Raw genomic sequence first — 1,728 nt, 5'->3', positions numbered from 1 at the left:
CGTCCCTCTGTGACGCAGCCTGCGTCACAGAGGGACGATGATCGCAGTGATCCCGTCCTGTACGTCGAGTTCAGGAAAGACGGCGGCTCCATCGATCCGGAGCCGTGGTGGGCGAGAAGTTCCAGCGAGAAGGTTCGCGGATAATGCGCAAAGTGTCCCTCGTGTTGCTCGGCGCGGCCCTCGGCATCGGCGCCTCGGCCCTGTCGACCCAGACCCAGCTCCTCTCCGGCACGAGCGCCATCGCGGCCTCGGCGGAAACCTACCGGCAGCTGAGTCTGTTCGGCGACGTGTTCGAGAAGGTGCGCACCGACTACGTCGAGAAGCCCGAGGAGTCGAAGCTGATCGAGGCGGCCGTCAACGGCATGCTGACCTCGCTCGACCCGCATTCGAGCTACATGGACGCCAAGGCGTTCCGCGACATGCAGACGACGACGAAGGGTGAGTTCGGCGGCCTCGGCATCGAGGTCACCATGGAGGACGGCCTGATCAAGGTGGTCTCGCCGATCGACGACACGCCCGCCTCCAAGGCCGGGCTGCTCGCCAACGACATCATCACCCAGATCGACGAGGATCAGGTCCAGGGCCTGACCCTGAACCAGGCCGTCGACAAGATGCGCGGGCCGGTCAACTCCACGGTGAAGCTCAAGATCACCCGCAAGGAGTCGAAGGATCCGATCGACGTCTCGCTGACCCGCGACATCATCAAGATCCGCCCCGTCCGCTCGAAGGTCGAGAGCAGCGATGTCGGCTACGTGCGCCTGACCCAGTTCAACGAGCAGACCTACGACGGCCTCAAGACCGCGATCGACAAGCTCCAGAGCGAGATCGGCAACGACAAGCTCAAGGGCTACGTGATCGACCTGCGCAACAATCCCGGCGGCCTGCTGGATCAGGCGGTGATGGTCTCCGACGCCTTCCTCGACCGCGGCGAGATCGTCTCGACCCGCGGCCGCAACCCGGACGAAACGCAGCGCTTCTCCGCCAAGGCCGGCGACCTGGCCAAGGGCAAGCCGATCGTCGTGCTGGTGAACGGCGGCGCGGCCTCCGCCTCGGAGATCGTGGCCGGCGCCCTCCAGGATCACAAGCGCGCGACGATCATGGGCACGCGCTCCTTCGGCAAGGGCTCGGTGCAGTCGATCATCCCGCTCGGCGGCCAGGGCGCCCTGCGGCTGACCACCGCGCGCTACTACACGCCGTCCGGCCGCTCGATCCAGGCCAAGGGCATCGAGCCGGATCAGGAGGTGCTGCAGGAGGTGCCCGACGATCTGAAGGGCAAGGACGAGACCAAGGGTGAGGCCGGCCTGAAGGGGCACCTCAAGCAGAAGGACACCGAGGAGCGCGGCGGGTCCTCGGCCTACATCCCGCCGGACCCGGCCAAGGACAAGCAGCTCATCGCCGCAGTCGACTTCCTGCACGGCATCCAGAAGGGTGCGGCCAACGTCACGAAGCCGGCCACGCAGAACTGATCGCGCGATCCGCGGCGGCCAACCGCCGCCGGGTTAGCGAAAGATTAACCATGACGGCCCGCAATACCGGTTCAGACCGGGATTGCGGGCCGTTTCTCGTTGAAGGCCGCGCCCGGTCGTCCGAACATGCGCCAACAGGGCGGGACGGCGGGTGAGCGACGCGGCCGACGACATCCTGACGAAGCCCCTCGGGGTGGCGGACAAGGCGGCCCGCCCGCGATTCGCCCTGCGCTCCTCCGCGGGCGCGGCGGCCGGCATCGGC

Annotated in this window: 1 protein-coding gene; it reads left to right on the top strand. The window is 67.2% G+C overall.

Annotation, left to right across the window (positions count from 1 at the left end):
• Positions 1-143 precede the first annotated feature (143 nt).
• Positions 144-1,466 (top strand): S41 family peptidase, encoded by a 1,323-nt coding sequence (locus MFF42_RS18060; RefSeq protein ID WP_238256988.1) that lies wholly within the window; start codon positions 144-146, stop codon positions 1,464-1,466.
• Positions 1,467-1,728: the final 262 nt, after the last annotated feature.

The organism is Methylorubrum podarium (assembly GCF_022179745.1).
In the GTDB taxonomy this organism is placed as follows: Bacteria; Pseudomonadota; Alphaproteobacteria; order Rhizobiales; family Beijerinckiaceae; genus Methylobacterium; species Methylobacterium podarium.
The sequence above is the reverse complement of the archived record's forward strand: the minus strand, read 5'-3'. Positions and strand labels throughout refer to the sequence as shown.